A 25588-nucleotide genomic window follows, 5' to 3' on the forward strand; every position below is an offset into this window, starting at 1 on the left:
TCAAGCGGCGCTGCGTCCTGGCACCGGCGTGATCGGCAGTTCGGAACCGGCAGGCGTGACCAGAATCAGGTCGAGATAGCCACCGGCCTTCAGATTCGCGGCGGCGGCCACCACCTCGTCCTCAGGCTCGATGACGCTCAGCAGGATTTCGGTGTCCTCGCCCACGAGCCGACGGATGCCATCGGCGTCGATCGGACCGCATTCGACGATGACAAGGTCATAAGCCGTGGAAAGCGATTCCAGGATGATCGGCAGCCGGTCGGCAGCGCGCATGGCACGAACGGGGTCGGCCGTCCCCACCGGGATCACATGGCAGCCCGAATAATGATCGGCATGGATCACGTCGGTGAACTGCGCCTTCGCGGTAAGAAGATTGGTGATGCCCGGGCGGCGGACACCATCCAGCATCGGCCGCGATGCGGCGCCGGAGGCGGTCAGGTCGAGCAGCAGCACGCGCAGGCCGGCATCTGAAATTTCCCGAGCCACCAGAATGGCCGTGGCCGCAGCCTCGTCGCCTTCGGGCGAGACGACGATGGCCCTTGTGGTGCCGCTTGAAATCAGTTTCTCGGCGGCGCGCTCGATGCCGATTTCGCCCAGCTTGCTGAGACGCGGAGCAGCACGCCTGACGACGGGAGGCGCCTCTGGCACCATTGCCGCGACAGGCTCCGGCATTGCAGCGGCAACTGCATCTGCCTCGAGCGCTGGCGTCTGTTCCGGCTCGTGCAGCGCCGGCATGGCAACCTGCTCCACCGGGTCCAGGCGCGCACCAGGCGCAGGCCGCATGGCTCGTCCGGAAAAGAGCTCCTGCAGCAGGGTCGCCACCGCCATTATGAGAAGGGAAGCCACGAAAGCAGCCCCCACGATGGGCACGATTTTTGGGAAATAGGGCTCCGACGGCACGACTGCGCGGGAGAAGATCCGCGCATCCGCCGGCAGATAGTTGCGATCCTGCCGCGAGGCGGCCTCGCGGTAACGGGTCATGTAGGATTCGAGCAGTTGACGCTGTGCGGCGGCTTCGCGTTCCAGCGCGCGCAACTCGACCTCTTCCTCGCCCGCGCGTGCCGACTCGGCCTTGAGCCTGTTGAGATCGGCGGTGATCTGGGTTTCACGCAACTGCGCGGCCTGCACTTCGGTAGCGACGCTTTTGAGAACGTTCTGCGCTTCGGCACGTATCTGCGCATCGAGATCAACGAGCTGCGATCGGAGGGCACGGATGCGCGGATGGTTTTCCAGCAGCGTTGTGGACAGGTCCGCAATGTCCGCCTTGAGTTGCGCCTGCCGTTCGCGCAGTCGCTGCACCAGCGACGAGGAAAGCACCTGCGGCAGCGCATCGAGCGAGCCGCCCTTCTCCAGCGCCTTTCGCACGCTTTCAGCAGTCGCTTCGGCTGCAGCCCGGCTGGCCCGCACGCGCGACAACTCGGAGGAAAGCTCCGCCAGCTGCTGGGTGGCGAGGATAGAATTGTTCTGGCCGATCAACAGGTCCGATTTGGCGCGGAAATCGGCCACGCGAGCCTCGGCCTCCTTCACGCGCTTGTCGAGATCGGCGATCTCGGGCGCCAGCCAGCCAGTGGCATCGGAGTTCGAGGCGAGCTTGGCATCGCGGCTGACCGCCAGATAGGCATTGGCCAGCGCGTTCGGCACCTCGGCCGCCAGCTTGGGGTCCTTGGAAGAAAACTCGATGACAATGACGCGGGACCGCTCCACGCGGTAGACGGTCAACTTTTCGCGGAACGCCTTAAGCACGCGCTCGTCGGAGGGAATTTCGTGCGGGTCGCTCTTCAGACCGGCGAGAACGAGCAGCCGCGACACAACGGACATGTTGGCCGCGGGATCGAATTCCGGCAGCTTCGACAGCTCAAGCTTCTGGGCTACCTGCTTGAGGATGTCGGTGGAGCCGATGACCTCGACCTGGCTGGCCACCCCTTCCTCGTCGAGGATCGGCCGATCTGCCTCTCCGCTGGGGCGGGTGAACACGGATTCGCGCGTTTCGATGAGCAGGCGCGTTTCGGCGCGGTAGTGCGGCGTGGCCAGCGAGGCAAACAGGAAAGCCAAAACCGCAGCGCCCAGCGCGACAGCCAGAATCCGCCGCCAGCTTCTCAAAAGCGAAGCAAACAGCCTTCCAAGGTCGACGTCGATATCGCCGGCAGTCGAGTGAACGCCTGACATGCATCCTGCTCCCAGTATCTGACAGCAGCATGGTAAACATCCATGGTAACCCGGCAGTTAAGATTGCCACGGCTTCTGCAGCCTTCGGCGGCAACACCTACCGCAACACCAGCGTGAGAGCGCGCGCAATCGCACCTTTACCCGCCATTAACCCTAACAGGCCGATAAAACGCCATCGAATCCGCTCGGGGCTCTCCGGCGCAACGCCAAAGGTATCGGCAAACTCATGCAACGCTTTCGCCCGTTTGTTTGCGCAATGCTGGCTACGGCACTGCTTGCCGGCTGCACGAGCTATCGCCCGGCCCCTACCGCCTTCCATGAAGTGCTCGACCAGCCCTATCGGCTGGGCGCAGGCGACCGCATCCGCGTCACTGTTTTCGAGCAGGAAGGACTGACCAACACCTACAGCGTCGACCAGTCCGGCCACATCGCCTTCCCCCTGATCGGCCTGGTTCCTGTTCGCGGGTCCACCGCCCAGCAGGTCGAAGCCACGATCGCAGGCAGGCTGCGCAACGGCTATCTGCGCTCGCCCGACGTCTCCGTCGAGATCGATCGTTACCGGCCCATCTTCGTCATGGGCGAAGTGGGCGCGGCCGGCCAATATTCCTACGTTCCCGGGTTGACCGTGCAAAAGGCGATCGCAATCGCGGGCGGATTTACGCCTCGCGCAAACCAGGCCGATGTCGATATCACCCGCGACATCAATGGCAAGGTCATGACCGGCCGGGTCAAGACGACCGATCCGCTGCTGCCGGGCGACACCATCTATGTGCGCGAGCGATTCTTTTGAGGCAGAGCCGGGAGCATGAGGCCGCGGAAGCGATTGCCCCGGCCGTGACCACCAAGCTGCGCATAGTCCACTGCTTTCGTTCGCCCGTCGGCGGCATCTTTCGCCACGTGCGCGACCTGATCGCCGCGCAGGTAGCCGCTGGCCATTCAGTCGGCATCGTCTGCGATTCGACCACGGGCGGCGAGTTTGAGGACCGCATCTTCCAGGAGATCGAAAGCACCCTGGAACTCGGCATCTGGCGCACGCCGATGCAACGCCACGTCGGGCCGGGCGACATCGCCGCAGCCGTCCGCGCCTACAGAATCATCAAGGAATTGCGGCCGGACATCTTGCACGGACACGGCGCCAAAGGTGGCGTCTATGCGCGCTTGTTCGGCTCACTGTTGCGGGTTTCAAGGTCTCGCGTAGCCCGCCTCTATTCGCCGCACGGCGGCAGCCTGCACTATGACGAAACGACCGCTAGCGGGCGTGTGATTTTCGGCCTCGAGCGCCTGATGGGGCGCCTGACCGACCACCTGCTTTTCGTTTCCGACTACGAGCGACGCACATTCAAACGCAAGATCGGTGAGCCGCTGGCACCCAATAGCCTCGTCTACAACGGGCTGCGTGCGGGCGAGTTCGAGCCCGTCAGGCCGACAGAAAGCGCCGCCGACTTTCTCTATATCGGGATGATGCGCGACCTGAAGGGTCCGGACCTCTTCATCGCGGCACTGGCCGAAACTGAAGTCCGCCTTTCGCGCCGGGTCACCGCCGTGATGGTGGGCGATGGAGATGACCTGCCACGCTATAGGGATCAGGTGCGGGAACTGAGCCTTGCCGAGCGGGTGCGATTCCTGCCGCCGATGCCAGCCCGGAAAGCCTTTGAACTTGCGAGGTTTATCGTCGTCCCCTCACGTGCCGAGGCTATGCCCTACATCGTGCTGGAGGCGCTTGGCGCCGGCATGCCCATGATAGCAACGGCGGTTGGGGGCATACCGGAAATATTCGGCCACGATTCGCCTGCCCTGGTATTGCCGCTGGCCTCGCAAATTGCCGAAAAGATGAGCAGCGCATTGGCCTCGCCCGCAGCCTACCGCGCTGCGATGCCCACAAGCGCCGAACTGAAGGCGCGCTTCGGCGCCGACGTGATGGCGGCCGAGATCGAACGCATCTATTTCGGCGCGCTCGGCCACGCCGCTCCTGACAGGGGCATCTCAAACGACGCGATTGCTTCAAGGGTTTCTTAGCGCCTGCCCGATAATGATCCCGCGCAAGCTACGGATCATCATCATGAAAGAGCTAGACCCTTCGCGCCTCTATTCGACGGAAGCGGTCCGTCGATTTGACGGCTCAGCCACTGGCATCGGCAAGCCGGCCGGCAAGCTCAACAAGGTTGCGCTGCAGGTCGCCTCGCAATACCGCCGCGACACCACTTCGCCGGTGATGGTGAGCGGCGTGATGCGGCTCGTCGAATTCGCTCTGTTCTTCGTCTCCGGCGCCGCACTGTTTGCCTTCCATGTCGGCCTGAGCACCCACCTGTTGTGGCAGTATGCGGGGGTCATCGGCGGGGTCTCGCTGCTGACGGTCCTGCTCTTCGAGATTTGCGACCTTTACCAGATACCCGAACTGCTCAGGCCGTTCCGCCGCGCCGGGCGCTTGGCTCTCCTGTGGGCGTGCGGCTTTGCGCTGGTCGCGATCACGGGCTTCTTCCTGAAGATCTCGAGCGAGTTCTCGCGGCTGATGTTCGGCACCTGGTTCGTGACCGGATTTTTCCTGGTATTCGGATTTCGCCTGGTGATGGCGCATCTCATTCGCCGCTGGGCCCGCAACGGTACCATGGAACGCCGCGCCGTGATCGTGGGCGGCGGCAAGGCTGCGGAAACGCTGATCCGCGCCATCGAACAGCAGCCTTACAACGATATTCGCGTCTGCGGCATTTTCGACGATCGCGATGAACGCCGTTCTCCGCCCGTCGTCGCCGGCTATCCCAAGCTCGGCGATGTCAGCGAGCTCATCGAGTTTGCACGCATTGCCCGCATCGACATGCTGATCGTTTCCTTACCAATCACTGCGGAAACTCGGGTCCTCTCGTTGTTGAAGCAGCTTTGGGTGCTGCCGGTGGACATTCGCCTTTCGGCGCATTCCAGCCAACTCCAGTTCAGGCCACGCGCCTATTCCTTCATCGGGTCGGTGCCGATGCTCGACATCTTCGACAAGCCCATCAACGACTGGGATTCGGTGGCGAAGCGCGCCTTTGACATCGCGTTCAGCCTGCTGGGCATCATCGTGTTCTCTCCGGTGATGCTCGCGACGGCGATCGCCATCAAGCTCGACAGCAAGGGGCCCGTGCTATTCAAGCAGAAGCGGCATGGCTTCAACAACGAGATCATCGAGGTCTTCAAGTTCCGCTCCATGTATGCCGACCAGTCGGACCCGACGGCGCGCAAGGCGGTGACCAAGAACGATCCCCGGGTCACGCACGTGGGCCGCTTCATCCGCAGGACTTCGATTGATGAACTGCCGCAATTCTTCAATGTGCTGTTCGGCAGCCTGTCGCTCGTCGGGCCACGCCCGCATGCCGTGGCCGCACAATCGCACAACCTCTTGTACAATGAAGTGGTGGACAGCTATTTCGCCCGCCATCGCGTGAAGCCGGGCGTTACCGGCTGGGCGCAGATCAATGGCTGGCGCGGCGAGATGGATTCGGACGAAAAGATCCGCATGCGCACGGAATATGATCTCGACTACATCGAGAACTGGTCGCTTTGGTTCGACCTGAAGATACTTCTGCTGACGCCGGTGCGGCTGCTCGACACGGAAAACGCCTATTGAGCGCGATCGTCCATGAGCTGACTCGGGCAGCCGTCAACGCCAAGCTCGTGGCGCTGATCTCTTCGGGCGCGATCGGACTCGGCGTTCTCTTGTCCGGGTTCGTCATCAACGAGCCGGCGCCCTACGAACTCTACATGGCCGGGCTGATCGCCATCTGGTCGCTCTTCGGCCTGCGAATCTCGCGCGCCGTAGCGCCGCTCCTGGTGCTGCTGGTGATCTTCAACATCGGCGGCATGATCTCCATGAGCCAGATGTCGAACCTGATGAGCACGCCGCTGTATCTGGCAGTCTCGCTGTTTCTTGCCTTCACCGCCGTGTTCTTCGCCGCCGTCACGGAAATGCGGCCGGGGCTTTATCGGGTCGTCTTCGCGGCCTGGGTAACGGCAGCCCTGTGCACATCCACGCTTGGGATATTGGGCTATTTCAACGCCTTTCCCGGCGCGGCCATGTTCACCAAATATGGCCGCGCGGCAGGCGCCTTTCAGGACCCGAACGTATTCGGCCCCTTCCTTGCCCTGCCCGGCATTTACCTGCTCCACCGTCTCATGACCGGTCGACCGCTGATGATGGTGGTCTATGCCGTGCCGCTGCTGGTCGTTGTCGGCGGCATCTTTCTTTCGTTTTCGCGCGGAGCCTGGGGCCTGTTCGCTGCCTCGTCCATCCTGCTGATTGCCGCGCTTTTCCTGCAAAGTTCGAGCGGCGCCTTCCGGCTGCGCATTGTTGCCATGAGCATTGCCGCCTTCCTGCTGCTCGCCTTCGCGCTGCTGATCGCCCTGCAGATACCGAGCATTTCGGACCTGTTCACCACGCGCGCGCAACTGGTGCAGGACTATGACGGCGCCCGCCTCGGCCGCTTCGCGCGCTATGGCATCGGTTTTCTGCTTGCGCTGGAAAGGCCTTTCGGCATCGGGCCGCTGGTGTTCGGCCAGATCTATGGCGAGGACACGCACAACATCTGGCTGAAATCTCTGATGGATTACGGCTGGCTCGGCTTCGTCGCCTATCTCACCATGATCTGCTGGACCCTGGCAGCCGGCTTCCGCATCCTGTTTCGCGACCGGCCGTGGCAGCCATACCTCTTGTGCGCCTATGTCGTGCTCATCGGGCACATCGCGCTCGGCACGGTCATCGACACCGACCACTGGCGACATTTCTACCTGTTGCTGGGGCTGATCTGGGGCGCGATCGGGCTGGAATACCGCCACCAGCGGGAAGGCAATGTGCCCGCACTCGGCTAGCCGAGGATGGCGAGAGCAACCGCTGGGGCGGCTGCCGGATCTCGAACCTTAGCAGAAGGAAAATGGTCGGAGTGGCGGGATTCGAACCCACGACCCCTTGACCCCCAGTCAAGTGCGCTACCGGGCTGCGCTACACTCCGAACCGGGGGAAGCCATATATACTCGAAGGTGGGGGCGCAAGCGCTATTTCGAGACTGGCGAGCAGAAGCCGATCATTTCCGGTAAAATGCCGCAAATCCCGACAAACTGCGCCGCGAAAAGACCTTCTGTTTTGATGGGGCGAGCTGTGGACAAGCCCGATCCGCGTCCGAATCCAAGCGAAAGCCCATGCGCCGCTCGAATCTCCAATCCCTCGGGCAAGTTGAATCACTCGCTCGCGAATTGGCGGTGCGGAGGCCTGTAAAATGCCCTGCGAGATTCCGACAATCCACCCGCGGACAACCGCATGCTGCAAATAAAAGGCCCGCATCGGCGAACCGACGCGGGCAATTTCCCCTTGGTGAAGATAGGAATGAGACTTACTACCACCCGGACAGGCTAGAACCTTTCGATATTCTTGTCAGGTCAGGAAAAACCGTAATGTTCCTACTCAACATCAGCAATGAGTCTCATGCGGATAACGCATCATCATAGACCCAAGGTGACGACTACACTGCGGTTTGGGCCACCGCCGCCAGCGTGATAGGGGAGCCCCGGTTCGACGACTTCGGGTTGCCCCTTTCCCCGCCGGGACAGCAGCGCGGACTGACTTCGGCTGCAAATATCGGAAGGAGTTGTGTTTCATAGTCTCTTGTGAAAATCTTTGCTGGCGTGCAAACAGGAGACTTCAACATGTCGATTATCGGTTGGATCATCCTCGGCCTGATCGCCGGCTTCCTGGCTAGCAAAATCGTCAACAATACTGGTCAGGGCATGCTGATGGACATCGTCCTCGGCGTCATCGGCGCAGTGGTCGGCGGCCTTATCTTCAACTTCTTCGGCGCGACCGGTGTTACAGGGCTGAACATTTACAGCCTCATAGTCGCGGTCATCGGCGCTATCGTCGTGCTTTGGCTTTATCATGCTCTGGCAGGGCGCAGCGGCGCATAGCAGACGGAGCGAAGGCACGGGAGCACTTCATTTTCCGTGCCTGGGCAATCTGAATGCGAAGGGCCGCCTCGCATCAAAGGCGAAGCGGCCCTGAAAGCTGTACGGTTTCAGGCGGCATTGGAGCCCGCCTCCTTGTCCAGAACAAGATAATCCAGCGGCAGTTGCGTGGTATACTTGATCTGCTCCATGGCAAATGCCGACGACACGTCACGGATCTCGATCCTGGCGATGAGTCTTTTGTAAAAGGCGTCGTAGGCGGCAATGTCGGGCACCACGACCCGCAAGAGATAGTCCACATCGCCGCTCATGCGATAGAATTCGATGACTTCCGGAAACTCCTGGATGACTTCCGAGAAGCGGCGCAGCCACTCATGGCTGTGCGAATTGGTGCGGATCGACACAAAGACATTGACCCGCGTGTTGACCTTTTCGGGGTCAAGAATGGCCACACGGCGCTTGATGACGCCCTCTTCCTCCAGCTTCTGAATGCGCCGCCAGCACGGGGTCGTCGATAGCCCCACCTTCTTAGCGATGTCGGCCACGGCCAGGGTCGCGTCTTCCTGAAGAAGACGAAGAATTTTGCGGTCAAGGCGATCCATGATGGCTCCAAACGAAAAAATATTCTCGCATCATCGCGATAGAACCCCCTTTTCGCAAGAAAGGAATTCTCCGGCCTGGGCAATTCTAGGCAACGCCTTTGCCCGCTTTACCACGCAGGCGATGGCGGATTTCCGATTTCAGGAAAGGCAGCAAATCGGTTTCAAACCAGGGATTCCTCTTCAGCCAAGCCGAATTACGCCAGGAGGGATGCGGCAAAGGTATGACGCGCGGCGCCGCAGAGGCATCATAGACCGCGCGCCAGTTCATGACGGTCTGGCCAAGGCTAGCGGCGCGCGCGGTGCCGATGTGCCAGGCTTGCGCGTGAAGACCTACAGCGAGCACAAGTTCTATCTGCGGCATCTGTTCGATCAGCGGTTTGCGCCACTGCGGCGCGCATTCGCGGCGCGGCGGCAGGTCGCCACCCTTGGCATCATTGCCGGGAAAGCAGAAACCCATGGGTACGATGGCGAAATTTGCGGGCTCGTAGAATTCGGCTCGATCGACGCCGAGCCAGTCGCGCAGGCGATCACCCGAGGGGTCGTCGAATGGTATGCCGCTGGCATGCACCCGGGTGCCCGGCGCCTGCCCGGCGATGAGAATTCGCGCTGTCGTGGACGCCACCACCACCGGACGAGGTTCATGCGGCAGTGGGCGGCCGCGCGGCGCTTCCACACAGATGCGGCAGGCGCGAATTTGCGCTGTCAATCGATCCAGTTCGAACTCGGGCATGGGCTTATGCGGCAGCACTCGAGCGGCTGGAAAGGCCCCTGTGCCAGCGAATGACATTGCCCATTTCCTCGGGCACCTGAATGCGCGCAGGCTTCATGAAGTCGATCGCGATCAGGCCGGTGATGTCCGCGATGGAAAACTCGTCCCCGGCGGCGAATTCACGGCTGGAAAGCTCGTCATCGAGGATGGCCAAAAACTCGACGGCCTTCACCTTGTTGGCCTCGCCCCATGCTGGAACCTGCGGCACCTCCCACTCCTTCATCGCCGGATGCAGATGGCGGAACGCAGCCGCCACCGCGGCAAACAGGTTGAACTCCATGCGCCGCTGCCACATCTCCACCAGAGCCTTGCCGAGCGCGCCGCGCCCGAACAGCGCCGGCTCCGGATGAAGCTCTTCGAAATAGCGGCAGATCGCGACAGACTCGGTCAGGATCGTGCCGTCGTCCAGCTCAAGAACCGGCAGGCGCTGCAAAGGATTGCGCGACGTGATTGGCGCGCCCTTGTGCTCCAAGCCGGCCATGTCGACCGGCACAAGCGGCACCTCGATGCCCTTTTCAGCCAGAAATACGCGAACCCGGCGCGGATTGGGCGCGCGCCCGCCATCGAACAGCCTCACATCGCTCTCCCTGTGAAACGGATGGACCGCACTGTAACACCGCGTCACGGAGTTCGCAGAAATTCTCGCAGCCAGCGGAAACCGGCGATTTCGCCGCCGTGGTGGTCTTCGGATACTCCGCTGTGCTTGTCGCGCCAATCCCGCGGGCGTTCGAACGTGCCGGACCACATGCCGCGACGGGCTTCCCGCGCCGCCCGTTCGGCGTCGTCATAGCGGCCGTAGGCAACGGCCCAGCCTGCCTCGACAAGCGCGTGGTTGAGTTCGACGCCACCCGCCCTGCAAACCGCCAGGAGCCGGCCGTAGCGGTCGTGCTCGCTTCCCTCGCAGATCACTCGCTGTTTGTCGACGAGTTCGACAAGTACATCCCGCGCCCGGTGGCCACAGGCATAGTCATCGCCGTCGAGCTGGCACAGCTGTGCATATTCCGGAGCATCGATGCCGGCCAGCCGAATTTGCTCGCCGGCCAGCGTGACGGTATCGCCGTCATGAACGACGACTTCGCCCTCGGCCTGATGCACCGTCAGCTGTTCGACGCGAGCCACCACCAATGCAAGCATACCGAGAATGGCGAACGTCAAGCCGATGTCGAATACAAACCGCAAGGGGCGACGGCGCGGCGAAGAAAAACCTCTGGAACGCGGCCGATACCGCGACAATCCAATCATATGGCAAACAGTCTCTTAATCATTCCGGCGTAGCTTGGCTCCTGAACCGGTTGCTCGCATAAGTTGAACACTCTCAATGGCGTTGCTGCGCTCCGACATCGCCGACAAGTTCATTGTGGACCGCACCAAGCGGCGCCGCAACAGCGACGTCGCGCGGGCAGTGCGCAGGACGAGAGACCGCCTGGCGCAACGTCCGGGCGCGCTCGCCTTCGATCGCGAAATGCTGAAGCTGCATGCCCATGCCATGACCAGCAGCGCCACGGCAATTCCCCTGCTTGTTCTGGTGATAGCGGTTGCCGGGCTTTTTGCCGGCATGCGCGGCGACATTCTGGTCTGGGCGCTGCTGACCGTGACCAGCTATGCCGGCCTCGCCTACATAGCGCACCGCGTCGGCACGGCCGATATTTCAAAGCTCGACGCCAACAGCACCAAGCAAAGGCTGCTTTTCTGGCATTTTGTCAGCGGGCTGGGCTGGGTCTATTTCGCCTCCATGGGCTGCGGTGAATGCCGGGTTGACCAGTTCCCGATCATCAAGGCGGTGGTTCTGCTGCTGGCGATGGCCGCCACGGCGCTGATCGCCTCTTCGCTGCGCGGCGCTTTGCTGGTCACCTTCACCTTGCCGGTGGCCGCCTATGCCATGGCCAGCATGCAGGGCTGGACGCCGGTCGAGCTCATCATGATCGGTCTTCTGGCGCTGTCGCTGCCTTTCTTTGACTATGTGGCGACCCACCTCAACCGTTCTTCGGTGATGCTGCTTTCCTTCCGGTCCGAAAAGGATGGGCTGATCGCCGAGCTTGAAACCGCCAAGTCGATGTCGGACGAAGCCCGCCGGCGCGCAGAAGAGGCCAATTTGGCCAAGTCGCGCTTCCTGGCCTCGATGAGCCACGAGCTGCGCACGCCTCTCAACGCCATCCTCGGCTTTTCGGAGGTGATGTCGAGCGAGGTTCTGGGGCCGATGGAAAACCCCACTTACCGCGACTACGCGCGCGATGTGCACGATTCCGGCCAGCATTTGCTCGACCTGATCAACGAGATCCTCGACCTGTCGCGCATAGAAGCCGGCCGCTATCAGCTCCACGAGGAGCCGGTGCAGCTTCTGCACGTGGTGGAGGAGTGCTGCCACCTGATGGAATTGAAGGCGCACAACAAGGACCTTCGTATTGTGCAGCAGTTCGAGCCGGATCTGCCGCGTCTCCATGCCGACGAGCGTGCCGTGCGCCAGATCACGCTGAACCTGCTGTCGAATGCGGTGAAATTCGCCCCGCCTGGAAGCGACATCCTGGTGCGTGTGGGCTGGACGGCCGGCGGCGGACAATATGTGTCGGTCAAGGACAATGGACCAGGCATACCGCCCGAAGAAATCCCGGTGGTTCTTTCGGCTTTCGGCCAGGGCTCCATCGCCATCAAAAGCGCAGAACAGGGTACCGGACTTGGGCTGCCCATAGTGCAAGGGCTGATCGAAATGCACGGAGGCGAATTCCAGCTGCATTCCAAGCTGCGCGAGGGCACGGAAGCTATCGCCATCTTCCCGCTCTCGCGGGTGATGGAAGTGCTGCCTGCCCTGCCGACCAAGAGCGTGGCAATGGGCGGGCGCCGGCGGTAGGCGCCCTTTCATGCTCGGCCGTTCGTGGCCGCCCGCGGGCGCCGTCAGCGTAGCGCGGCAGCCATGCCCGTGCTGCACAGCGCCGCGGCCTTGACGATGCCCGCGGCAAGAGCCGCCCCCACGCCCTCGGCGTGGGCGAGGCCGAGATCAAGCACGGGCCGCATGCCGAGCTTTTCCACCGCCTTGCCAAAAGCGGGCTCGGACGAAAGCTGTGCCACCACGCAGTGCTCCAGCGCGCGCGGGTTCAGCGCCTGCAGGACAGAGGCCGAAGCGACCGCAGGCAGGCCATCCAGGATGACGGGTATCTTCTCCATGCGTGCGGCAATGATTGCACCCGCGATGGCGGCAAATTCACGCCCGCCAACGCGGCGCAGCACCTCCAAAGGGTCTTTGAGATGACTGCCGTGGAAGGCAAGCGCGGCGTCGACCACCTGGGCCTTACGCGCGACCATGGCTGCATCAGCGCCGGAGCCCTGCCCCACCCAGTCCGCGCCCGAGCCGCCGTGAAGCGCCGCCAGCATGGCGGCGGCAACCGTGGAGTTGCCGACGCCCAGATCGCCTATGCACAGAAGGTCGGTTCCCGCGATCGCTTCCATGCCGAAAGCCATGGTTGCCGCGCAGCCCCGTTCGTCGAGCGCGGCCTCCTGGGTGATGTCCTCGGTCGGCAGGTGCAGCGCGAGGTCGAACACCTTCAGCCCGATATCATGCGCCAGGCAGACCTGGTTGATTGCCGCCCCGCCTGCAGCGGTGAGTTCCACCGCGCGCGCCGTTGCTTCCATCGGCCGTGGCGAGACGCCGTGCCGCGCCACGCCATGATTGCCCGCAAAGATGGCCACCAGCGGACGATTGACCGCCGGCGGGCGACCGCTCCATGTGGCGAGCCATGCGGCCAGCTCTTCCAGCCGGCCAAGCGAGCCCGCCGCCTTCTCGGCCCTGGCGAACTGGCCGCGCACGAGCGCGCCGGCTGCCTCATCGCCGGCAGGCAACTGGGCCATCAGGGTGCGGATGTCATCAAAGGGAAGCGCGCTGGTCATGTCGTATTAGCCTGGGCAAATCGTCGTTGCCTGCGGCATAGCCGCCTTGGCTTCGTGGCACAATGCCGAAAGGGCGTGGGGCTTGCATTGGTCGCACGCCTGTCCCATGTGGTGAATACCAACCGGAACGCTCCATGACGGCAATCGAATCGCCCTGCATACTCGTCTGCTCGGTCGACATGAAGACCGGCTACTGCTTTGGCTGCGGGCGCACCCGCGAAGAGATTTCCGGCTGGATCGGCATGACGCCGCAGCGTCGGCGCGAGGTGATGGCGGAGCTTCCGGCAAGGCTGGATACGGTGGAGCGGCGCCCTCGCCGAGAAACCCGCCGCGCCCGCATGGCGCGCGAACGCGACGTGGCGGGCTGACGACATGGCGGGCCGTTGGATCTGGATCTTTCTGGCGGTAATGGCTGCGGGACTGCTCTTCCTCGTGCTCAACGACATGAGCGGCGGCGCTTCGGGCATCTCCAGCGACACGTTCGGGCGCGTTCTTTATCTCGGCATATTCGGTGCTGTGATCGGCGCCGGCATTCTCAATGCCAGGCACCGCTTCGGCGACGTGGCGCGGACGCTTGGCCTTTGGCTGCTGCTGGCGCTGGTTTTGGTGGCCGGCTACCAATACCGCTACGAACTGCAGGACATTGCCAGCCGCGTCACCGCCGGCCTGGTTCCAGGTAGCCCGATGTCGTTCACCGATGCTGACGGACGATCCACCGTGACGCTGGACAAACTGCCGAACGGCCATTTCGAGGCACGGATGACAATCGATGGCGCGCCGATCCGCGTGCTGATCGACACGGGCGCAACCAGCATCGTGCTGACGGCAGCAGATGCCGAGCGCGCCGGCTTCGATCCCTCCGCGCTGAACTACACCATCCCCGTCTCGACCGCCAATGGCAACGCCAACGCCGCCCGCGTGGTGGCCGGCAACATAACGCTGGGTGCGATCACCCGGCGCAACATGCCAGTGCTGGTGGCGGCACCGGGAATGCTGGGCCAAAGCCTGCTTGGCATGGACTTCATAGGTTCGCTGTCGCGCTTCGACATTCGCGGCGACCGCATGATCATGCGCGACTGAGCAGTCAGGCTGCCTGACCGGCGCGCTCCAGTTCGACAGCCGCAAAGGCCCGGTGCAAAACCTCCGGCCCCGCTCCCGGGCGCGTGGCGTCGGTGGAGAGGATTTGACGAAACCGCCGCGCGCCGGGCTGGCCGTGGAACAGCCCCACCATGTGGCGGGTGACATGGGCAAGCCGCCCCCCGCGCTCGATATGGCGTGCGGCATAGGCTGCCATTGCGTCGATCAGCCCCGCGAAATCAAACTCCCGCACAGGCTGGCCAAACAGGGCCGCATCGACCTGCGCAAGTATGCCGGGCGTGTGATAGGCGGCGCGGCCGAGCATGACCCCATCGACGTAATCGAGGTGCTCGCGCGCTTCATCCAATGACTGAACACCGCCATTGATGCCAATGAACTGGCTGCTATTTTTCGCCTTCAGGCGATAGACGCGGCCATAGTCGAGCGGCGGAATATCCCGGTTTTCCTTCGGGCTCAGCCCCTCCAGCCAGGCTTTGCGCGCATGCACCCAGAGTGCGTCGACGCCGGCGGCAAAGACGCGATCAGAAAGTGCGTCGAGCGCCACTTCGGGGTCCTGCTCGTCGACGCCTATGCGGCATTTGACGGTGACCGGAATTTTGACCGCCCGCTTCATGGCGGCCACGCATTCGGCCACCAGTTCGGGCGTCTTCATCAGGCAGGCGCCGAACGTGCCAGACTGCACCCGGTCGGACGGGCAGCCGACATTGAGGTTGATCTCGTCATAGCCGAACGCCTCGCCAATGCGCGCGGCCTCGGCAAGCTTGCGCGGATCCGACCCGCCAAGCTGCAGCGCAACCGGATGCTCTTCCGCCGAGAACGCGAGCAGCCGCTCCCGCGCCCCCTGAATGACGGCATCAGCCACCACCATCTCGGTGTAGAGCAGCGATCGCTGCGTGAGCTGGCGATGGAAAAAGCGGCAGTGCCTATCAGTCCAGTCCATCATCGGTGCGATGGAGAGCCTGAAGACGCTGTAGTTGTCGTGCATGTTTGCGTTTCCGCTCATTTTCCTATGGTCTTTTCACGCGCGTTCAGGGCGCTTCTCCGTGCCGCGTTTTGGCCGTTTGTATGCTGCCCTGCATGCGTGGCATCATCGCTCTACGCAAGAGCAGAAATGGTTCCTCTGGCTATCTAGCGCAAGCTGCCGGCGGATGCGACGGCAAGATCACACGGGGTGGCAACTCTGCTACTCGCAAAGTGACACCAGTTGGCGGCCTACTCCACGACTGGCTCGCCACAGGGTATGTAGAGCAAGTTGATCCACCAGGAGCGATTGACCAGGCCCTTGCTGCCCATGCGCTCGGAAATCGTGTCGACGCCGACGCACCATTCGACCAGACGCGGTGACAGGCCGAATTCTTCGGCGAGATAGGACGCCGCCTCGTCGATGCCCTCGGAGCAGCCGACGGTCTTGCACAGGTCGGCCTGGGTGGCGATGTCGCCAAGCGCTTCGTGGCCGATGGACGTGGTGCGATACCAAAGAAGGATTGCAGCCAGCAGGAGCAGGGCCAGAAAGCCGACGGCGGTCCTCACGAAATTCTTCAAACGAACCTGCCTGTGTTGCCGTGCGATGTTAGCCTACGGTCTAGCCTTCCCCCGCAACCGAGTCAAAAGATGAGCCAGCACTCTGATGGCGGATTGCCCGGTGCGACTTCACCAAACTCCCGACGAGAAAAGGGCCGCGAACGGCCCCCTTCAGGATCGATGCGCCGGCCCTCAGGCGCTGGCAGCAGCCACCGCGCGTTTGGCCATGACAACGACAAGGCTGGCGCGGTACTCGGCGGACGCGTGAATGTCGCTCATCAGGCTGTCCGATGGCACAGTCACGCCCTCGAGCGCGGACGCATCGAATCTATTCGCCAACGCCTCCTCGATTTGCGTGGCGCGGAACACGCCATCATCCCCCGCCCCGGTCACCGCCACCCGCACGCCGTCCGCATCCTTGGCGACGAACACGCCGACGATGGCGTAGCGCGAGGCCGGGTTGCGGAACTTCTGATACGCGGCCTTCGCGGGCGCGGTGAATGTCACCGCGGTGATGATCTCGTCCTCGTTCAGGGCCGTCTCGAACAGCCCCTCGAAGAACTCGTCGGCAGGAATTTCCCGCTGGTTGGTGACCATCGTTGCACCAAGCCCAAGCATCGCCGCCGGATAGTCGGCCGCCGGGTCGTTGTTGGCGATGGAGCCGCCGATGGTGCCCTTGTAGCGCACGGCGGGGTCGCCGATCATGCCGGCAAGCTCGGCCAGCGCCGGGCACACCTTCTTCAACTGCTCGTCATTGGCAACCTGATAGTGCGTCGTCCCTGCCCCGATCGTGACGGTTTCGCCCGAGATCGTGATGCCTTTCAGCTCGGCAACATGACCGAGGTCGACCAGGTCCGACGGGGCAGCCAGCCGTGTCTTCATGGCCGGAATCAGGGTCATGCCGCCAGACATGAACTTGGCATCGCCGTTCTTTATCAGCTTCGCGGCGTCGGCGACGGAGGAAGCCCGATGATAGTTAACCGAATACATGATCGCTCCTCCTCAGTGTCTCGTTGCCGAACGGATCGCCGCCCACACCTTTTGCGGCGTTGCCGGCATGGTCAGCTCGTTGGTGCCAATGGCGTCGGTGATGGCGTTCATGACCGCCGGCGGAGACCCGATGGCGCCCGCCTCGCCGCAGCCCTTGATGCCGAGCGGGTTGCCGGGGCACGGCGTTTCCGTGGTCGAAACCTGGAAGGACGGCAGGTCGCCGGCGCGCGGCATGGTGTAGTCCATGTAGCTCGCCGTCAGCAGCTGCCCGCTGTCGGGATCGTAGTGAGCGCCCTCCAGCAGCGCCTGGCCGACGCCTTGGGCGATGCCGCCATGAACCTGGCCTTCGACAATCATCGGATTGATGATCTTGCCGAAATCGTCGGAAGCAACGAACTGCACGATCTCGGTCGTGCCCGTCTCCGGATCGATCTCGACCTCGCAGATGTAGCAGCCGGCCGGGAAGGTGAAGTTCGTCGGATCGTAGAAGGCGGTCTCCTTCAGCCCTGGCTCCATGCCGCCCGGCAGGTTGTGCGCGGTGTAGGCGGCAAGCGCCACCTGGAACCACGGCACGCTCTTGTCTGTGCCGGCCACCTTGCAGGCGCCGTTCTCGATAACGATGTCGCCCTCATCGGCCTCCATCATATGCGCTGCGATCTTCTTGGCCTTGGCCTCGACCTTGTCGAGCGCCTTGACGATCGCGCTCATGCCGACCGCGCCGGAACGCGATCCATAGGTGCCCATGCCCATCTGCACCTTGTCGGTGTCGCCATGGACAATGGAAACCTGGTCGAGCGGTATGCCGAGGCGGCCTGAAACGAGCTGCGCGAAGGTCGTCTCATGACCCTGCCCGTGGCTGTGCGAGCCGGTCAGAACCTCGATGGTGCCCACCGCATTGACGCGAACCTCGGCCGATTCCCACAGGCCCACGCCCGCACCGAGCGAGCCGACGGCCGCCGAGGGGGCGATGCCGCAGGCCTCGATATAGCAGCTCATGCCTATGCCGCGCAGCTTGCCGCGCCTGGCGGCCTCGGCCTTGCGATCGGCAAAGCCGGCATAGTCCGCCGCCTTCATCGCCGCGTCGAGCGAGGCGCCGTAGTCGCCGGCGTCATAGTTCATGATCACAGGCGTCTGGTGCGGGAAGGAGGTGATGAAGTTCTTGCGGCGCAACTCTGCCGGCGAGAGGCCAAGCTCGCGCGCGGCCGTCTCCATCACTCGCTCAAGCACGTAGGTGGCTTCCGGCCGCCCTGCCCCGCGATAGGCGTCGACGGGTGCGGTGTTAGTGTAGACCGTACGCACATTGGCGTGGATCGCCGGTATGTCGTACTGGCCCGACAAAAGGGTCGCGTAGAGATAGGTCGGAACCGACGAAGAGAAGAGCGACATGTAGGCGCCAAGATTGGCGATGGTGTCGACCTTGAGGCCGGTGATGCGGTTGTCCTTGTCGAAAGCCATCTCCACCATTGAGACGTGGTCGCGGCCATGCGCGTCGGTGAGGAAGCTTTCAGTGCGGTCGGCCACCCATTTCACCGGCACGCCGGTCTTCCTGGAGGCCCAAAGGCAGACGATTTCTTCGGGATAGATGTAGATCTTGGACCCGAAGCCGCCGCCGACATCCGGCGCGATTACCCGCAGCTTGTTTTCGGGAGCGACGTTGTAGAAGGCGCTCATGACCAGGCGGGCGACATGCGGGTTCTGCGAGGTCGTCCAGCAGGTGTAGTGGTCTTCGGCCTTGTTGTAATGGCCCAGTGCGGCCCGTGGCTCCATGGCATTGGGCACGAGGCGGTTGTTGATGATCCTCATGCGGGTGACATGGGCTGCATTGGCTATCGCCGCGTCGGTTGCCTTGGCGTCGCCGATCTCCCAGTCGAAGATCAGATTACCCTCGGCTTCCGGATGCAGCTGCGGGGCGCCCTTCTTCAGCGCCTCCTCCGCCGTGGTGACGGCCTCGAGTTCCTCGTAGGCAACTTCGACGGCCTCGGCGGCGTCGCGGGCCTGGGCCTTGGTTTCGGCCACCACGACCGCCACGGCGTCACCGACATAGCGCACCCTGTCCACCGCCAGCGGCGACCACGCGCCCATCTTCATCGGCGAGCCGTCCTTGGAATGGATCATCCAGCCGCAGATGAGGTTGCCGATGCCGTCCGCCTTGAGTTCCCTGCCCGTCAGGACGCCGATCACGCCCGGCATGGCCCGGGCCGCCTCGACGTCGATGCCCTGTATTTGCGCATGCGCGTGCGGACTGCGCACGAAGACCGCGTGCTTCATGCCGGGAACCACCATGTCGTCGACATAGCGCCCGGCGCCGGTGATGAATCTCTTGTCTTCCTTGCGCGTCACGCGCGCGCCAATTCCTTCAATGCCCATCAAAGTTCTCCTCCGGAACCTTAAAGAAGCGAAACGCGAAAAGTGAACAACGAACCGTCAGCGCGCTCCGCTCGCTCACCGCCTGGCTTACGCCGCCTCATTCGCCTTTGCAGTGTTGCCCCTGTTCTGCGCCATGGCCTTCGAAGCCGCCAGCACGGCCTTGACGATGTTATGGTAGCCGGTGCAACGGCAGATATTGCCTTCCAGCTCGGTCCGCACGGTCGCCTCGTCCAGATCGTCCGGGTGACGGTTGATGATGTCCACCGCCGCCATGATCATGCCCGGCGTGCAGAAGCCGCATTGCAAGCCGTGATGCTCGCGGAAAGCCGCCTGTACGGGGTGCAGGTCCGCGCCGTCGGCCAGGCCTTCAATAGTGACCACCGTGGAGCCCGATGCCTGCACGGCGAGCATGGTGCACGACTTGACGGCCATTCCGTCGACATGCACGACGCAGGCGCCGCATTGCGATGTGTCGCAGCCGACATGGGTTCCGGTGAGCCCGAGATGCTCGCGCAGAAACTGAACCAGCAAGGTTCGGTCTTCGACCACGCCGCTTACGCGCCGGCCGTTCACAACCAACGATACTTCCGACATGTATCCTCCCTTGGTGCCCTAACCGCCCAGTCCGACCCGGGCCGCGGCGGCAATGTTCAAACGCCGCAAGACGCAGCATAAGTACATTTCGTATTGCCCACAAATCGAGAATGCAGCCCGCACAAGAGAGGGCATATTGTACTTTCGGATACGACCGTCGCCGACACCCATTGCCAAAGCGGTTTCTTGTGGCAACAATGCCCGCCAAGTACGCCGACGATGTGTTGGGGGCACATCCAGGCTGGCTGGGGGAGGAGTTGCGCTGGTCTGTTCACGGACAAGCTATGCCTGCGGGGTGTCGACCCTGACCTCTGATGATCCCGACGCGGACGAATTCGCCCGCGCCATTGCCGATGAGGCAGCAGCAATTGACGCCGGTTTTGCGCTGGTCTTCTTCTCCCAATCCCTGCTGGACGCCCATTTGCTCGCAGCAGCCCTGAGGCTGCATGCGCCAAGTCTCGCCCATGCCGGCTGCTCGACCGCGGGCGAAATCACGCCCGACGGGCTGACGACCAGCCGAGCCTTGGCAATCTTGTTTCCGCAGCGGTCGTTTACAGTCGCCAGCGCAGTCGTGCGTGAACTCTCCTCCTCGGGGATAGACTATGTGGCGGCCGAGGTGGAACAGCTGCGCCGCACGCTGTACGGACTGACGGGTGCCCGCTCGGGCAACGTGTTCGCGCTCTGCCTGATCGACGGGCTTTCCTACGCCGAGGAGGCGGTGACTTCGGCCCTGCATTGGGGCCTGGACGACATCCCGCTGATCGGCGGCTCGGCCGGTGACGATCTGAAGTTCGAGACCACGACACTGATCCACGACGGCCAGGTCGACAGCGACTGCGCCATCGTCATCCTCGTGGCCACCGACGTCCCGTTCCATGTTTTCAAGACGGAGAACTTCGTGCCTACCGGCGACAAACTGGTGGTGACCGCTTCCGACCCGGAGCGGCGGATCGTCCATGAGTTCAACGCATGCGTGGCGGCCGAAGAATTCGCGGCAGCAGTGGGCATCGAACACCACGCGATGACGCCGCAGAGCTTTGCCTCGCATCCAGTGGTGGTGAAGGTGGGCGGCGAATATTATTGCCGCTCGATCCAGAAGATGAACGGCGACGGTTCGCTGTCGTTCTACTGCGCCATCGACGATGGCGTCGTGCTTTCCATCGCCAAGCCCACCGGCATGGTCGAATCCACCCGCGACGCGCTCATGAATGTGCGGGAAAGATTAGGCGGGATAGACATGATTTTGGGCTTTGATTGCGTTTTGCGACGCCTCGACGCGCGCAACCGACAGGTCTTCCGCGATATTTCGGAACTATATCGCGCCAATCGGGTGATCGGTTTTGGAACCTATGGCGAGCAATATCGTTCCATGCATCTCAACCAGACCTTCACCGGTATCGCCTTCGGCCAGCGAGAGGCGGCCGAATAGAGGCAGGTGAAAATGCCCATGCGGGATGTCCATGACATCGAGAAGCTGAAGAAGATCAACCAGGCGCTGATTTCGCGCGTGGAACGATCGATGGATCAGCAGGGCAATGCTTTTTCACTGTTCCAGACAGCGATCAATCTGGAGAGCCGGGTGCGCCGCCGCACCGAGGAACTGCGCGCCACGCTGCGCCGGCTCGAAGTGTCCAATATCGACCTGGTTGCAGCCAAGGAAAGCGCCGAGCGCGCCAACGTGTCCAAGACACGTTTCCTGGCCGCGGCCAGCCATGACATTCTCCAGCCGCTCAATGCCGCCCACCTCACCGTTTCGGCGCTCGCCGAGATCCAGACCACCGAGGAGGGCCGCAAGCTGGTGAGGCAGGTCGAGCGTTCCCTGGAGACGATGGAGGACCTGCTCCATACGCTGCTCGACATTTCCAAGCTGGACGCCGGCGTGGTGGAGACCAACATCACCGACGTCCCGCTCGGACCGCTGTTTTCCTCGCTCAAGTCCGACTTTCAGCCGCTGGCCGCGCAGAAGGGACTGAAGGTCAAGTTCCGGTCGACCAATGCAGTGGTGCGTTCGGATCGCACCTTGCTGCGGCGCATCCTGCAAAACATCGTCTCAAATGCCATCCGCTACACCCGCAAGGGCGGTGTGCTGGTCGGCGCGCGACACAGGGGCGACGCGATCCGGATCGACGTGGCGGATACCGGTTGCGGCATCGCGGAAGACCAGCGCGAAGCCATTTTCGAGGAGTTCCATCGTTGCTCCGCAGCCTCCGGCTCCGACGTTTCAAGCGGCGGCCTGGGGCTTGGGCTCTCCATCGTGCGGCGCATGACGACTGCGCTGGATCACCCGATCACGCTTTCCTCCGTCGTAGGGCGCGGCACTGTATTCCACCTGGAGCTGCCGGTTGCCGCGACCGTATTCCAGGCGACGAATATCGTCGCGACCGACACGGAGCGGCCGCGCGGCTACGGCCTTTTCGGCACCAAGGTGCTGCTGGTGGAGGACGAACCGGACGTTCTGAATGCGATGACCACCTTGCTCGAACGCTGGCAATGCACGGTTCGCGCCGCCACCTCCACAGCCGAGGCGCTTCGGGCGCTCGGGGATACGGCCTGGGTTCCTGACGTCGTCATCGCCGACCAGCACCTGGACGGCGGCGATCTGGGCAGCGTCACCATCGCAGCCGTGCGGCACCATCTGTCTAGCGAGGTCCCTGCCCTGATCATCACCGGCGACACGTCGGAATCCGTCACGCAAACGGCGCGCGCGGCCGGCGTGGAGCTGATGCGCAAGCCGCTGAAGCCGGCGCAGCTCAGGGCACTGCTGGCGCATCTGTTGGCTTAGCGCGGAACGGCCGGTGCCGGTCGCCCGTTCAGGTCTTCACGTGTCGTTTTGCCGAGGGGTAGCCGCCTGGAAACCCGACTGCTCGCGGAAGAGATCGACATTCTCGAGCTTCGAAACCTCAATGACCGCTTGCGTGCGGGAATAGACGTTGAGCTTGCGCAGGATTTCCGAGACATGCGCCTTCACCGTCGTTTCGCCGACCTGCAGCTCGAAGGCGATCTGCTTGTTGAGCAGCCCCTGGCGTAGCATCTGCAGCACGCGCAGCTGCTGCGGCGTGAGCTTGGCGAGGCGGCGCACCATTTCCGCACGATCGGCACTCTCGGGGTCTAGCGCCTCTGGCTTGTAGTTTTCCGGAACGTGGACCGCACCGTCCATCACCGAGCGTATTGCGTTGGCGAGATCGCTCTTGCGAACCGACTTGGGAATGAAACCCGCCGCGCCATAGGACAGGGCTTCGGAAATGATCTTCTGCTCATCGTGGCCTGATACGACCACAACCGGCAGACGCGGATGGTGGATGCGTAGCTGGAGAAGCCCCTCGAAACCATGGACATCGGGCATGCCGAGATCGAGCAAAGCCAGGTCGAAGGGTTTCGGCCCCGCCAGTATTTCGAGCGCTTCGGAGAGAGAACGCGCCTCCACCGTATCGACATCGGGATAGGCCATTCGCACGGCACTGTGCAGCGCTTCGCGAAACAGCGGATGGTCGTCGATGATAAGGAACCGGGCCTTCTCGTTGGCAGCGCTCATGGCCAACACTCCTTGATGCGATTGCGGGAATCAAGGCGCGCGTGCCAGTTTCGCCTGCCGGAGGCTGTTCTCAGTTCCTCGATTCACAGCCTATTAGTATCCGAGGGTTCATGGAACGATTATTGCCAATTAGTACACCGGCGGCCGCCACTGCCTAGCCGCCAGTTGTGGATGCAGCCGCCTTGCTGCGGCGCTCATACAGCATGACCAGGGTTTCCGCGGTCAGCGCCGGCCGCTCCTCGCCCTCGATCTCGACCACATTGCTGGCCTTCATGAGATATTGGCCGGGTCCGCGATCCTCGATGGACACCAGCGTCGAGCGCAAGCGGATGCGCGCGCCGACCCGAACCGGTGCGATGAAACGCACGCTGTCCAGACCATAATTGAACGCAGCCTGGGTGTTTTCGGGAACCGCCCCAATCTCCTGCCCGAGCGCCGCTATTATCGATAGGGTCAGATATCCGTGCGCGATTGTGCAGCGAAAGGGGCTGCGCCGTCTGGCGCGCTCGGGGTCGACGTGGATCCACTGATGATCGCCGGTGCATTCGGCAAACTGGTTTATACGCGTCTGATCGACCGTAACCCATCCCGACACGCCCAGTTCCTGGCCTGCCATCTGCTTGAGCTCCGCAAACGTCGGGGCGGGCTTTGACATGAACCTCTCCGCAAATGCACACCGCGAATTCTGTTCCCCGGGCGGTGTTCATTCCGACTGTCACGAACAAAGCAGCTTTGTCAATTTGGATCAGGGCTGGGACATGACATGGATCGACTTATACTTACTTGCCCAATGCAATGGTGTGACCAGCACAAGTCAGCCTGCAAAAAAGAGCAGTTCCGCAACATGGAGCGCCAGCCCCGCCATACCGCCGATCAGCATGCCGTTGAACCGGATATATTGCAGGTCGCGGCCGATATTCATTTCCATCAGGCGGGTCAGCTGGGCGAGGTCCCAGCGCTTGACCTGGTCGGCGATGAAGCCGGAGACGCTGCTCTTCTGGCTTTCGACGAAAGCGGCGAGAGCCACCACGAAACCCTCGTTCATGTCGGCGCGGATCGCCTCGTCGCGCGCGAGATTGCGGCCGACCTCCACAAACATGCCGGCAAGATGCGCGCGGATCTTCGAATCGGGCGCGGCTGCGTCCTGCTCGATCAGGCTGCGCAGGCTTTCCCAGACGTCGCCCGCAATTGCCCTCAGCTCCGGTCGCGCGAGAAAATCGCGCTTCATGGCCTCGGCGCGGCGGGCATATGCCTTGGAGGTGCGCAGATCATAGATGAATTTGTGAACGAAGCGGTCGAACTCGTGCCGCATCGGGTGGTCCGGGTCGTTGCGCACCTCCTCCAGCAGCGAACCCGCGGAAGCGACGATTTTCTTGAGCAGGTACGCGTCGGCACGGAACAGGTTGAACAGCGACGGCAGTTCCTTGCGGATCTTCTCGCGCATGGCCGCTAACGCTTCCTCATCCGACAGGAAGCGGCCGATGATCGTGGTGAACTGGTCCAAAAGCTTCTGGTGGCGGCGGTCCTCGCTGAAGGCCGAGAGCAGTTCAGAGGCCAGCGGCGCCACCTTCACCCTGTCGAGCTGCTCGACCATCCGGTCGGCGACGAAGCTGCGCAGCCCTGAGCGGTCGATCGCCGCAAGTGTTTGCGGCACCAGCCGCGCAACGAAGCGCGACAATGCCTCGGCGCGTTGCGCATCGGACAGCCAGTCGGCGACGAGCGCGGCAAAATCGACCTCGTTCAATTTCTCCCGTACCGGCCCGGGCGCCAGGAAATTGACCTCGATGAAGCGGCCGAGATTCTCGGCGATGCGGTTCTGATTGGCGGGAATGATGGCGGTGTGGGGAATGGGCAGCCCGAGCGGGCGCTTGAAGAGGGCCACCACGGCATACCAGTCGGCCAGGCCGCCGATAGTCGCAGCTTCCGCGAAGGCGGCCACGAAACCGAGCCATGGATAGCGTGGCTGGAAAATCTTGGCGGTAGCGAACACCACGACGCAGAGGCAAAGCGCGCCAGTGGCAATTGCCCTGGTGCGCCGAAGGGCTGCAAGCTTTGCAGCGTCGTCGCGGAAACCGGTAGCGGTCGTCGTCTCGTTCGGTGGCATGGCAATTCCGGTGGCGAACGATGCGAGACTACCGATCAGCG

Annotated in this window: 24 protein-coding genes and 1 tRNA gene; 10 read left to right on the plus strand and 15 right to left on the minus strand. The window is 62.8% G+C overall.

The genetic code is table 11. From position 1 onward, the window contains the following. On the minus strand, positions 1-2166 hold the full coding sequence (locus tag ABLE86_RS00565; protein WP_348776973.1) for an exopolysaccharide transport family protein: 2166 nt from the start codon (positions 2164-2166) through the stop codon (positions 1-3). A gap of 226 nt (positions 2167-2392) precedes the next feature. Here ABLE86_RS00565 and ABLE86_RS00570 point away from each other — a divergent pair, with 226 nt between their 5' ends. Genes ABLE86_RS00570 through ABLE86_RS00585 form a run of 4 tightly spaced genes read left to right on the plus strand, consistent with a single transcriptional unit; the run spans position 2393 to position 7005 of the window. Next, complete coding sequence (locus ABLE86_RS00570) at positions 2393-2956, plus strand: polysaccharide biosynthesis/export family protein (RefSeq protein ID WP_348776974.1); 564 nt, start codon at positions 2393-2395, stop codon at positions 2954-2956. Between the two features lie 44 nt (positions 2957-3000). After that, entirely contained in the window at positions 3001-4182 is a 1182-nt protein-coding gene (locus tag ABLE86_RS00575; protein ID WP_348776975.1) for a glycosyltransferase family 4 protein, read from the plus strand. 43 nt (positions 4183-4225) lie between these two features. Next, positions 4226-5767, plus strand: a complete 1542-nt coding sequence (locus tag ABLE86_RS00580; RefSeq protein ID WP_348776976.1) for an undecaprenyl-phosphate glucose phosphotransferase — start codon at positions 4226-4228, stop codon at positions 5765-5767. Beyond that, a complete protein-coding gene (locus ABLE86_RS00585) occupies positions 5764-7005 on the plus strand; it encodes an O-antigen ligase family protein (protein WP_348776977.1) in 1242 nt (413 codons plus the stop codon). Before ABLE86_RS00580 ends, ABLE86_RS00585 begins: the two co-directional genes overlap by 4 nt. Positions 7006-7068: 63 nt before the next feature. Here ABLE86_RS00585 and ABLE86_RS00590 read toward each other — a convergent pair. Next, positions 7069-7145 (minus strand) — tRNA-Pro (locus ABLE86_RS00590). A 691-nt stretch (positions 7146-7836) separates the two neighbouring features. On the opposite strand from ABLE86_RS00590, the gene ABLE86_RS00595 reads away from it, so the two are divergent. Beyond that, positions 7837-8094 (plus strand): GlsB/YeaQ/YmgE family stress response membrane protein, encoded by a 258-nt coding sequence (locus ABLE86_RS00595; RefSeq protein WP_348776978.1) that lies wholly within the window; start codon positions 7837-7839, stop codon positions 8092-8094. A gap of 107 nt (positions 8095-8201) precedes the next feature. On the opposite strand, the gene ABLE86_RS00600 is transcribed toward ABLE86_RS00595, so the two are convergent. The 4 genes from ABLE86_RS00600 to ABLE86_RS00615 form a co-directional block, all read right to left on the minus strand. Then, complete coding sequence (locus ABLE86_RS00600) at positions 8202-8693, minus strand: Lrp/AsnC family transcriptional regulator (RefSeq protein WP_348776979.1); 492 nt, start codon at positions 8691-8693, stop codon at positions 8202-8204. Positions 8694-8778: 85 nt separating this feature from the next. Continuing rightward, on the minus strand, positions 8779-9423 hold the full coding sequence (locus ABLE86_RS00605) for a uracil-DNA glycosylase family protein (RefSeq protein WP_348776980.1): 645 nt from the start codon (positions 9421-9423) through the stop codon (positions 8779-8781). 4 nt (positions 9424-9427) lie between these two features. Then, entirely contained in the window at positions 9428-10039 is a 612-nt protein-coding gene (locus tag ABLE86_RS00610; RefSeq protein ID WP_348776981.1) for a glutathione S-transferase, read from the minus strand. Between the two features lie 44 nt (positions 10040-10083). Further along, a complete protein-coding gene (locus ABLE86_RS00615; protein WP_348776982.1) occupies positions 10084-10617 on the minus strand; it encodes a thermonuclease family protein in 534 nt (177 codons plus the stop codon). A gap of 163 nt (positions 10618-10780) precedes the next feature. Between ABLE86_RS00615 and ABLE86_RS00620 the strand changes: the two genes are divergently transcribed. Continuing rightward, entirely contained in the window at positions 10781-12307 is a 1527-nt protein-coding gene (locus ABLE86_RS00620; protein WP_348776983.1) for a HAMP domain-containing sensor histidine kinase, read from the plus strand. Positions 12308-12351: 44 nt separating this feature from the next. On the opposite strand, the gene ABLE86_RS00625 is transcribed toward ABLE86_RS00620, so the two are convergent. Next, a complete protein-coding gene (locus ABLE86_RS00625; RefSeq protein WP_348776984.1) occupies positions 12352-13341 on the minus strand; it encodes a nicotinate-nucleotide--dimethylbenzimidazole phosphoribosyltransferase in 990 nt (329 codons plus the stop codon). A gap of 134 nt (positions 13342-13475) precedes the next feature. Between ABLE86_RS00625 and ABLE86_RS00630 the strand changes: the two genes are divergently transcribed. Both ABLE86_RS00630 and ABLE86_RS00635 read left to right on the plus strand, forming a co-directional pair. Continuing rightward, the gene (locus ABLE86_RS00630) at positions 13476-13709 is read left to right on the plus strand and encodes a DUF1289 domain-containing protein (RefSeq protein WP_348776985.1); all 234 of its coding nucleotides are present in this window, start codon (positions 13476-13478) and stop codon (positions 13707-13709) included. Positions 13710-13713: 4 nt separating this feature from the next. Beyond that, positions 13714-14421: a TIGR02281 family clan AA aspartic protease gene (locus tag ABLE86_RS00635; protein WP_348776986.1), complete on the plus strand. Its 708-nt coding sequence runs from the start codon at positions 13714-13716 to the stop codon at positions 14419-14421. Positions 14422-14425: 4 nt separating this feature from the next. Here ABLE86_RS00635 and dusA read toward each other — a convergent pair whose 3' ends face one another. The 5 genes from dusA to ABLE86_RS00660 form a co-directional block, all read right to left on the minus strand. Then, positions 14426-15424, minus strand: coding sequence for a tRNA dihydrouridine(20/20a) synthase DusA (gene dusA, locus ABLE86_RS00640; protein ID WP_348776987.1), 999 nt, complete (start codon positions 15422-15424; stop codon positions 14426-14428). Positions 15425-15651: 227 nt separating this feature from the next. Further along, a complete protein-coding gene (locus ABLE86_RS00645; protein ID WP_348776988.1) occupies positions 15652-15969 on the minus strand; it encodes a hypothetical protein in 318 nt (105 codons plus the stop codon). Positions 15970-16152: 183 nt separating this feature from the next. Further along, positions 16153-16950 carry a xanthine dehydrogenase family protein subunit M gene (locus ABLE86_RS00650; protein WP_348776989.1) on the minus strand — a complete coding sequence of 266 codons (798 nt, stop codon included), beginning with the start codon at positions 16948-16950 and terminating at the stop codon, positions 16153-16155. A 12-nt stretch (positions 16951-16962) separates the two neighbouring features. After that, the gene (locus ABLE86_RS00655; protein ID WP_348776990.1) at positions 16963-19317 is read right to left on the minus strand and encodes a xanthine dehydrogenase family protein molybdopterin-binding subunit; all 2355 of its coding nucleotides are present in this window, start codon (positions 19315-19317) and stop codon (positions 16963-16965) included. An 87-nt stretch (positions 19318-19404) separates the two neighbouring features. After that, entirely contained in the window at positions 19405-19911 is a 507-nt protein-coding gene (locus tag ABLE86_RS00660) for a (2Fe-2S)-binding protein (RefSeq protein WP_348776991.1), read from the minus strand. A 52-nt stretch (positions 19912-19963) separates the two neighbouring features. Between ABLE86_RS00660 and ABLE86_RS00665 the strand changes: the two genes are divergently transcribed. Both ABLE86_RS00665 and ABLE86_RS00670 read left to right on the plus strand, forming a co-directional pair. Continuing rightward, on the plus strand, positions 19964-21340 hold the full coding sequence (locus ABLE86_RS00665) for an FIST N-terminal domain-containing protein (RefSeq protein WP_348776992.1): 1377 nt from the start codon (positions 19964-19966) through the stop codon (positions 21338-21340). Between the two features lie 12 nt (positions 21341-21352). Next, the gene (locus ABLE86_RS00670) at positions 21353-22693 is read left to right on the plus strand and encodes a hybrid sensor histidine kinase/response regulator (RefSeq protein WP_348776993.1); all 1341 of its coding nucleotides are present in this window, start codon (positions 21353-21355) and stop codon (positions 22691-22693) included. Positions 22694-22729: 36 nt separating this feature from the next. On the opposite strand, the gene ABLE86_RS00675 is transcribed toward ABLE86_RS00670, so the two are convergent. The 3 genes from ABLE86_RS00675 to ABLE86_RS00685 form a co-directional block, all read right to left on the minus strand. Continuing rightward, on the minus strand, positions 22730-23443 hold the full coding sequence (locus tag ABLE86_RS00675) for a response regulator transcription factor (protein ID WP_348776994.1): 714 nt from the start codon (positions 23441-23443) through the stop codon (positions 22730-22732). A gap of 154 nt (positions 23444-23597) precedes the next feature. After that, positions 23598-24059 carry a MaoC family dehydratase gene (locus ABLE86_RS00680; protein ID WP_348776995.1) on the minus strand — a complete coding sequence of 154 codons (462 nt, stop codon included), beginning with the start codon at positions 24057-24059 and terminating at the stop codon, positions 23598-23600. Between the two features lie 198 nt (positions 24060-24257). After that, complete coding sequence (locus tag ABLE86_RS00685) at positions 24258-25547, minus strand: DUF445 domain-containing protein (protein ID WP_348776996.1); 1290 nt, start codon at positions 25545-25547, stop codon at positions 24258-24260. Positions 25548-25588 lie beyond the last annotated feature (41 nt).

Origin of the sequence: Mesorhizobium sp. KR2-14 (assembly GCF_040049255.1) — a bacterium.
Taxonomy (GTDB): domain Bacteria; phylum Pseudomonadota; class Alphaproteobacteria; order Rhizobiales; family Rhizobiaceae; genus Pseudaminobacter.

Coding starts and splice junctions, on each gene's coding strand:
- ABLE86_RS00660 (WP_348776991.1), bottom strand. CDS start 19,911: ATGTCGGAAGTATCGTTGGTTGTGAACGGCCGGCGCGTAAGCGGCGTG.
- ABLE86_RS00670 (WP_348776993.1), top strand. CDS start 21,353: ATGCCCATGCGGGATGTCCATGACATCGAGAAGCTGAAGAAGATCAAC.
- ABLE86_RS00630 (WP_348776985.1), top strand. CDS start 13,476: ATGACGGCAATCGAATCGCCCTGCATACTCGTCTGCTCGGTCGACATG.
- ABLE86_RS00650 (WP_348776989.1), bottom strand. CDS start 16,950: ATGTATTCGGTTAACTATCATCGGGCTTCCTCCGTCGCCGACGCCGCG.
- dusA (WP_348776987.1), bottom strand. CDS start 15,424: ATGCACGACAACTACAGCGTCTTCAGGCTCTCCATCGCACCGATGATG.
- ABLE86_RS00565 (WP_348776973.1), bottom strand. CDS start 2,166: ATGTCAGGCGTTCACTCGACTGCCGGCGATATCGACGTCGACCTTGGA.
- ABLE86_RS00625 (WP_348776984.1), bottom strand. CDS start 13,341: ATGACCAGCGCGCTTCCCTTTGATGACATCCGCACCCTGATGGCCCAG.
- ABLE86_RS00605 (WP_348776980.1), bottom strand. CDS start 9,423: ATGCCCGAGTTCGAACTGGATCGATTGACAGCGCAAATTCGCGCCTGC.
- ABLE86_RS00580 (WP_348776976.1), top strand. CDS start 4,226: ATGAAAGAGCTAGACCCTTCGCGCCTCTATTCGACGGAAGCGGTCCGT.
- ABLE86_RS00600 (WP_348776979.1), bottom strand. CDS start 8,693: ATGGATCGCCTTGACCGCAAAATTCTTCGTCTTCTTCAGGAAGACGCG.
- ABLE86_RS00635 (WP_348776986.1), top strand. CDS start 13,714: ATGGCGGGCCGTTGGATCTGGATCTTTCTGGCGGTAATGGCTGCGGGA.
- ABLE86_RS00570 (WP_348776974.1), top strand. CDS start 2,393: ATGCAACGCTTTCGCCCGTTTGTTTGCGCAATGCTGGCTACGGCACTG.
- ABLE86_RS00675 (WP_348776994.1), bottom strand. CDS start 23,443: ATGAGCGCTGCCAACGAGAAGGCCCGGTTCCTTATCATCGACGACCAT.
- ABLE86_RS00680 (WP_348776995.1), bottom strand. CDS start 24,059: ATGGCAGGCCAGGAACTGGGCGTGTCGGGATGGGTTACGGTCGATCAG.
- ABLE86_RS00620 (WP_348776983.1), top strand. CDS start 10,781: ATGGCGTTGCTGCGCTCCGACATCGCCGACAAGTTCATTGTGGACCGC.
- ABLE86_RS00655 (WP_348776990.1), bottom strand. CDS start 19,317: ATGGGCATTGAAGGAATTGGCGCGCGCGTGACGCGCAAGGAAGACAAG.
- ABLE86_RS00595 (WP_348776978.1), top strand. CDS start 7,837: ATGTCGATTATCGGTTGGATCATCCTCGGCCTGATCGCCGGCTTCCTG.
- ABLE86_RS00665 (WP_348776992.1), top strand. CDS start 19,964: ATGTTCAAACGCCGCAAGACGCAGCATAAGTACATTTCGTATTGCCCA.
- ABLE86_RS00685 (WP_348776996.1), bottom strand. CDS start 25,547: ATGCCACCGAACGAGACGACGACCGCTACCGGTTTCCGCGACGACGCT.